Below are 7064 nucleotides of genomic sequence, written 5' to 3'. Positions count from 1 at the left end.
CTTCGGCTCCGGCTGCTGCGCCCGCTTCCGCGCCGGCAGCGGCGCCTGTGGTTGCGCCGGCTTTGAAGGCGCCGGTTGAAGCTGCTCCGGCATCGGCCCCTGCAGTGACGACGCCGGCGCCGACGCCGAACACCGCGCCCGCGTCTGAACCGGCGGGTTCAACCACGGGCGGCGCAAGCTGAGCGCGATGCACGCGTCGATTGCCGCTAGATAAAAGAAAGCCGCCTTTGAGGCGGCTTTTTTGTTGGGGCGTTGTGTTAGAGCGCTTCAAGCATCTGCAGTGTTTCCGGGTGTTTTTCCACCAGCTTGATGAGCACCGCCGCTTGTGTATTCGGCTTGGCGGTGCCTTGCTCCCAGTTTTGATATGTCCGCACATTGACGCGTAAGCGCCGCGCCATGACAGCCTGCGACGCATGTGCTGCCGCGCGGACGGCCTTGATCTCTTCGGCGCTCACGTCCACCGGCTCGGGCGCTCGCGCCTTGACCTTGCGGAGGGTAGTCTTGCCTTCGCGTTCTGCAGCAAGCGCGTCCATTCCCTCTTTCAGTTCAGCAAACAGGTTTCGTTTCATCGCCCGCTCCTTGCCTTGGCTTCTCGTTCCAGCAGTTGCGCGAGCACTTTGCGCTCATCGCTGGAGAGGTCGCTCACTTCATCCTTGTCGTAGACGGTAAACATCCAAAACTGCCCGCCTGGATTCCAGTAGTAATAGATAACGCGCAGACCGCCGCGTTTGCCCTTGCCTCGTCGCTTGTCCGAAAACCGGATCTTGCGCAAACCGCCCGTGCCTTTAATCACATCGCCCGCATCTGGCTGCGCAAGCAGCGTGTATTGCAGTGCTCTGTACTCGTCATCCGAGAGGTAGTGCTCTCGTAGCCGCTGAAAAGGCGGCAATTCTATGAAGGTGGCTTCCATGATGCCACAAACTATACGTTCTCTGCGTATAGTTTCAATTGGCTGGATTCTGATTGCATGGCATGCGCGTTGCCTCGAGTCGGCCCTGGCGGTGGCGTGGGTCCTCCAGCTCGCTGGGGTGCAGCGGCGTGCCGGCCTGCTGCAGATAGCGGCGATGCGCCCTACCCCACGCTCACGGGCATTGGCGTGACGTGGCTCTACGGTTTCCGGTTCGAGATCAAGGTGATCGCGAAGCTGCCCGAGCCGGCATGACGCATGCGTCAAACCTACGAGAAGCAGTAACCGCTTCCGCCGCAGGACTGTGCGAGAGTACAAATCACGGCAACGGCATCCACTTCACATCACGGGCACGCGCAAGCTGTGGAATGCCTTGACCGCAAATGCCGATGCCCGCCCCTTGAGGAGACACGCATGGTCAGCAAGAACACGATCTGTCTGTGGTACGACCGCGACGCGCTGGATGCGGCCAACTTCTACGCAAAGACCTTCCCTGACAGCAAAGTCACCGCTGTACACCGCGCGCCCGGCAACTACCCCGCCGGCCAGGAGGGCGATGTGCTGACGGTGGAGTTCACCGTGGCGGGCATTCCGTGCCTGGGGCTGAACGGCGGCCCGCAGTTCAAGCACAGCGAAGCGTTTTCGTTCCAGATTGCGACCGACGACCAGGCCGAAACCGATCGGCTGTGGAACGCCATCGTCAGCAACGGCGGGCAGGAAAGCGCGTGCGGCTGGTGCAAAGACAAATGGGGGCTGTCGTGGCAGATCACGCCGCGCGCGCTCACGGCGGCATTTACTGATCCGGACCGCGCAGCAGCCAAGCGCGCATTCGACGCGATGATGACGATGGGCAAGATCGACATCGCCACGATCGAGGCGGCGCGGCGCGGCTGAGTTCACCGGTTGCCGCATCTGCATTGCCGAGCGCCAGCGGCTCGGCAATGCAGACCAATGCCTTGATCAGACCGCGCTGGTTTAGTGGGGCCGCGCGGTCACTTCTGTGCCTGCGTCCCGGCCCCCTGGTTTTGGCGCGGGTCGTAGCCGGTGAAGTACCAATGCCCGTCTGCTCCTAGCTGGAAACTCACCTTCTCGTAGACGATGCGGCCATCGGCTAACCGCGTTGCGTAGTCGACGTTTGCATACAGGCCATCGGGGACGTCTTTGACCTTCGTATAGGTGAGCCGCGTGACAGATGCCCAGCCGCGCTGGCTGACAGCCCCCACAGACTTGCGCGCTTGCGTGAGCCCGCTGGCAAAGCGATCCGGCGTATAGAACCCGCGCACGAAAGGCGCCGTCTGCTGCCAGAGCGCGGTGTAGTCGCCCGCGTCGATGCGCTTGAGCGCGAGCGCAGCGTTGCCGAGCAACTCATCTGCGGAGTCGCCCGCTTCTGCGCCGTGTGCCAGCACAGAAGCGGCGGCAAGGGCGCACGCCGCAACCACCTTGAATGCGCCGTTAAAACGTTTCATCAACCACTCTCCTTCGGGTCTGTCTGGTTACTGCGCGGGCTTTGCCGGTGCAAAGGTTTCGCACTGCGGGTCGGCCCATCGCGTCTTGGTCACGCGGTTGTCGTCGTCAAACTGGATCTGGTACTGACACGCGACGGGCTTGTCTGCGCTGCGGAAGTGGAACAGGTAGTTCCACACGCGCACGCGAAATACGCTCTCATGAAAATGCGGCACGCCGATCAGGTCATAGACCTGGCCCTTCGTCATGCCGGGCTCGACCATGCGCAGGTGGTCTACGTTGGGGAACGAGCCCTCGGGCGTCATCGCCGTGTCCAGTTTGGGGAACGCGGTATCGGTGGGGCCAGGGCCCGCGCATGCCGAAAGGGCGAAGATGCACGAGAGCGTTGCGATGCAGGCTGGGATTGCGCGCTTGTTCATATCAGGAATCCGAAAGTGTCACGTTGCGGTGGTTGCTGTGCTGCGGCTGGCCTCACCACTGATACCCGGCACCGACCACGGCGCCATACGTGCCGCGCGTGTTGGTGGAGACGGCGGCCTTGTAGATCCAGCGGTTGTTTTCCGACACCGTTGAGATACCGAGCGCCTGCCCCGATTGGCCGTTGTAAACACTGCCTGCCACCGCCACCATGCTCTTGCCGGGGCCTGTGGGTTGCGGCAGGCCCGCCATTGCCATGGCCATGGCGGTGCCGCCGTCCGCATCGCGCCGGTACGAATCGATGCTGTTGCGCAGGCCCGCGACCTGGTTGTCGGTGTAGTTGTTGGCTTGCGTGATGGCGTTGTTCAGCTGTGACACGTTGACGGCATCGGTGGGCGCCGTGCCGGCGGCCACGTTGACGACCTGCCGCGACAAGGTGGAGGAGCCCACCGAGACGACATCCGTGCGGCCGCCGTCATTGCTGCCCGCGCCAATGGCGGTTGACCCGCTGCCCGTGGCCACGGCGCCAGTACCAACGGCGGTGGTGTTGTTGCCGGTGGCCTGCGAGCTATTGCCCAGCGCCGTGCTGTTGCTGCCCGACGCCACCGAACCCGTGCCACCGGCGGAGGAGTTCGGCCCCGGCGTGGTCGGCGGCGTGTTGTTGGTGGTGCCGTTGGGCGAGGTAGAGGTGAATGGGCCACCGCTGTTGCTGATGATCGTTGAGAGCTGCTGCTGGACGGCCTGCAACTGCGACACGTTGACCGCATCCGTACCCAGGCGGCCGGCAGCCACGCCCGTGATCTGGCGGTTGCCCACGTTCAGCTCACCCGACGACGTTTGCGGCGCCGTCAGCCCGAATGCCATGTAGTTGGTCAACGCGCCCACCGAGGTGAGCGAACCGGCGCCCAGCGCTACGCTGTTAGCAAAGGTGGCGTTGGCGCCGGAGCCCAGTGCCATTGCATCAACGCCATTGCTCTTTGCAGCCGAGCCAATGGCGATGCCGCCCGCCAACGCAGCGTTTGCGTTGGCGCCCTGCGCGATGGACTGCGCACCGTTTGCCGTCGATCCGCTGCCCAATGCAATCGCGTCGGCCTGCCCGGAGGTCGATGCCTGGCCGATGGCAATGCCGCCAGGCGCGGTCTGCTGGACGATCGCGCCGTTGCCGATGCCGACACCGTTGTCGCCGTTGACCACCGTCGTCGGGCCAACGGCCACCGACTGCGAGCCGACCGCGAGCGAATCGGCCGCTGTCGAGTTGGCGTGGAAGTACAGCGTCGGCGTGACCGCGAAGGATTGCAGCGCGCCGGTCAACTGGCGGATCGTTGCCGCATCGTGCTGGCCCGTGCCGTCGGCTACGTTGGTCAACTGGCGATACGTATTGCCCGCCGCGCTACCGAACGACACGGCGCCCAGCAGCGTCCCGTCGGACGTGTTGAACGGCACAGCCTGACTCCCTGCCGGAATCGACCCGATACCAGAAGCAATGGGGCGGTCAGAGATCGCGCCAGAGCCGATCGCCACACCGCCTGCCACCGACACCGTCGACAGCGAACCGAGTGCGAGCGCGTTGGCCGTTTGCGCCTGCGCACCGTTGCCGGCTGCAAGGCTCGTGGCGCCAGCTGCAACCGCCAGCGGCCCAATGGCCACGCTATCCGTGCCGGTGGCCTGGCTGTCAGCCGCCGTGGAGTTGGCGTGGAAGTACTTGATGCCGCCGCCGTTCTGGATGCTGGTAATCGAGTTACCCAGGTTCGTGACGTTCTGGTTGGTGGTGAAGAGCTGCGAGCCATTCACCGCATCCGTGCTGGTTGCATTCAACGCGCCCGGTGCAACGTTGGTGATGATGTTCGGGCCCGTGCCGCCATGGTTGGCACTGAAGGCGCCCGTGCCGCCGTTGGCGGTCGGGTCCCACAGCAGCGCGTCGTTCTTCGTCTGCGTCAGCTCTGTTTGCACGGACTGCAACTGGCTCACGTTCACGGCATCCGTTGCCGCCGAGCCTGCAGCCACGTTGGTGATGCGGCGCTCGTTGCCGGCCGAACCCACCGAGACCTCGCCCACCGGCGAGGTGCCTGCCAGCGCTGCCGTGCCGGGGTTGTACGCGGCGGTGCCCAGGTTGGCGGTGGTGGTGGAATTGGCGCCGAGCGCGACGGAGTTGGCAGCCGTGGCCTGCGCGCCGTTACCCATGGCCACGCTGTTCGCGCCGCTGGCAACCGCAAGCGGCCCCACGGCCACGCTTTCCGTGCCGGTGGCCTGGCTATCGGCGGCCGAGGAGTTGGCGTGGAAATACTTGATACCCCCGCCGCTCTGGATGTTGTTGACCGTGGTCGCGACACCATCGATGGCTTGGTTTGTGGCGAAGAGCTGGGAGCCGTTGACCGCATCGGTGCTCGAATTGCTGAGGCGGCCTGCCGCCACATTCGTAATCTGGCGTTCAGTGCCAAGCGCACCGACGCTCACGACACTGGTCGGGTTCGTGCCAGCGAAGCTGCGCGTGGTGCCGGCGATAACCGCGCTTGCTGTCGGGTTGGCGGCGGCGGTAACGGAGCCTGAACCGAGCGCCACATCGCCGGCATTGGTTGCCGTTGCGGCCGCGCCCAACGCCAGCGCGTTGGCCGCTTGTGCCTGCGCGCCGTTGCCGGTGGCCACGCTGTTCGATCCGCTGGCCACCGCAAGCGGCCCGACGGCCACGCTGTCCGTGCCGGTGGCCTGGCTATCCGCCGCTGTGGAGTTGGCGTGGAAGTACTTGATGCCCGCGCCGTTCTGGATGTTGTTGACCGTGGTCGAGACACCATCGATGGCTTGGTTTGCTGCAAACAACTGCGAGCCGTTGACTGCATCGGTCGAACTGCCGCTAACGCGCCCAGCTGCGACGTTCTGGATCTGTCGCGGTGCGGCGGCCGAGCCGACGCTGACCACGTCGCCCGCCGCTGGCGTGCCGCCTGCGAACGTGCGGGTCGTCCCTGCGACCACGGCGTTTGGCGTCGGCACGGCGGCCGACACAGTCGACGCATTACCGAGGACGACCGCGCCGTCCAGACCACCGGGTATCGTGACGCCGTTGCCGACGACAAACGCGTTGTTCGCATTGATCGTGTTGTTGTTACCGAGCGAATACGAACCCGAGCCCGTGATGGTGCTCGGATCGCCGATCGCGCCGGAGTTCGCGCCGCTGACGACGTTGCTTGTGCCAATGCTCACGCTGTTGGCGCCCGTAGCCTGCGCGCCAAGACCCATTGCAACGGCGTTCGTGCCAGATGCCACCGCATTGTTTCCGATGGCCGTGGCCGATACACCAGACGCTGTTGCGCCGCTACCCATGGCAGTTGCACCACTTTGCGAAGCCGCCGACGCGTTGCCCACCGCCACGCCAAAGCCGCCTGAAGCCGCCGACAGAACGCCGATGGCGATCGAGCCCGTGGCTGATGCCTTGGCGTTCAAACCAACCGAAGTGGTGCCGTTTGCAGTGACACCGATGCCGGCGTTCGTGCCGATCGCGACGTTGTCGTTGCCGGATACCAAACTACCCGCGGAAGCGGCCAGCGTACCGTCATACGTGACCGTGCCATCGCCCGAGCCGAACGCGACGTTGCGCGTGCCGGTGACGCCAGACCCCGCGCCGCGCATCGCACTCGCGATACCGCCACCGACTGCGGTGTTTTGCGCGCCACTCACGAGCGTGCCGGTGGCGATACCGACGGCGACCGAGCCGGTGTTACCGGTAGTTGAGCCGGCGCCAGCACCTTGGCCCGCCGCAACAGTGCCGTCGCCGATGGCGAGCGCCTGCCCGCCGATTGCGAGTGCCGTGTTGCCGCTGGCTTTTGCGCCGTTACCGACAGCGGTGGCGGCGGCATTTGTCGCCTGGGCGTTTGCGCCAAGCGCGACGGCGTTGTCTGCGGTTGCCTTTGCCAAAGACCCGACGGCAGTCGTCAAGTTGCCGCTGGCAACGCTTTGGACGCCGATACCAATGCCCGCCGTGCCGCTGGCAGTGACGTCCGTACCGATACCAATCGTCGAATCGGCAGTTGCACCGGTACCCGGAGCGGTGCGTGCACCCACGTTGATGGAATTGGTTCCGGAGGCAATGGATTGAAAGCCGACAGCAACTGCGTTAAGGCCCGTGCTGTTGGCGCCATAACCCACCGCCGTGGACCCGCCTTGCGTGGCGATCGACATAAAACCGACACACGTCGTGCTTCCACTGTAGAAGTTGTACGGGGCCGTAGAACAGTTCACTTGCGCATATGCCTGCTCAGATGCAGCCGAGCCCAAAAGCGCCACG

The 7064-nt window shown here is 64.8% G+C and carries 6 protein-coding genes and 2 pseudogenes; 2 read left to right on the top strand and 6 right to left on the bottom strand.

What is annotated here, in order from left to right; genetic code table 11:
• The 3 genes and pseudogenes from ACCD03_RS23410 to ACCD03_RS23400 form a co-directional block, all read right to left on the bottom strand.
• Window positions 1-193 (bottom strand): annotated as a pseudogene (locus tag ACCD03_RS23410) (hypothetical protein); the annotation flags it as partial.
• Between the two features lie 64 nt (window positions 194-257).
• Window positions 258-569 carry a helix-turn-helix domain-containing protein gene (locus ACCD03_RS23405; protein ID WP_253535504.1) on the bottom strand — a complete coding sequence of 104 codons (312 nt, stop codon included), beginning with the start codon at window positions 567-569 and terminating at the stop codon, window positions 258-260.
• Window positions 566-910 (bottom strand): hypothetical protein, encoded by a 345-nt coding sequence (locus ACCD03_RS23400; RefSeq protein WP_045205491.1) that lies wholly within the window; start codon window positions 908-910, stop codon window positions 566-568. The genes ACCD03_RS23405 and ACCD03_RS23400 overlap by 4 nt, the downstream gene beginning before the upstream one ends.
• 150 nt (window positions 911-1060) lie before the next feature.
• On the opposite strand from ACCD03_RS23400, the pseudogene ACCD03_RS23395 reads away from it, so the two are divergent.
• Both ACCD03_RS23395 and ACCD03_RS23390 read left to right on the top strand, forming a co-directional pair.
• A pseudogene (locus ACCD03_RS23395) lies at window positions 1061-1162 on the top strand (RidA family protein); the annotation flags it as partial.
• 159 nt (window positions 1163-1321) lie between these two features.
• Window positions 1322-1801: a VOC family protein gene (locus ACCD03_RS23390; protein ID WP_092974727.1), complete on the top strand. Its 480-nt coding sequence runs from the start codon at window positions 1322-1324 to the stop codon at window positions 1799-1801.
• A 98-nt stretch (window positions 1802-1899) separates the two neighbouring features.
• Here ACCD03_RS23390 and ACCD03_RS23385 read toward each other — a convergent pair whose 3' ends face one another.
• From ACCD03_RS23385 to ACCD03_RS23375, 3 genes are read right to left on the bottom strand one after another with little or no spacing between them, the layout of a single operon-like run.
• Window positions 1900-2373 carry a DUF4019 domain-containing protein gene (locus tag ACCD03_RS23385; protein WP_045205493.1) on the bottom strand — a complete coding sequence of 158 codons (474 nt, stop codon included), beginning with the start codon at window positions 2371-2373 and terminating at the stop codon, window positions 1900-1902.
• A 27-nt stretch (window positions 2374-2400) separates the two neighbouring features.
• Window positions 2401-2790, bottom strand: coding sequence for an outer membrane protein assembly factor BamE (locus ACCD03_RS23380; protein WP_413413062.1), 390 nt, complete (start codon window positions 2788-2790; stop codon window positions 2401-2403).
• A gap of 52 nt (window positions 2791-2842) precedes the next feature.
• Window positions 2843-6952: a beta strand repeat-containing protein gene (locus ACCD03_RS23375; RefSeq protein WP_413413063.1), complete on the bottom strand. Its 4110-nt coding sequence runs from the start codon at window positions 6950-6952 to the stop codon at window positions 2843-2845.
• Between the last annotated feature and the right edge of the window lie 112 nt (window positions 6953-7064).

This window comes from Ralstonia sp. Ralssp135, assembly GCF_047304345.1.
Classification (GTDB): domain Bacteria; phylum Pseudomonadota; class Gammaproteobacteria; order Burkholderiales; family Burkholderiaceae; genus Ralstonia; species Ralstonia chuxiongensis.
Note: the sequence above shows the minus strand (reverse complement) of the source record. Positions and strands in the feature narration are given on the sequence as shown.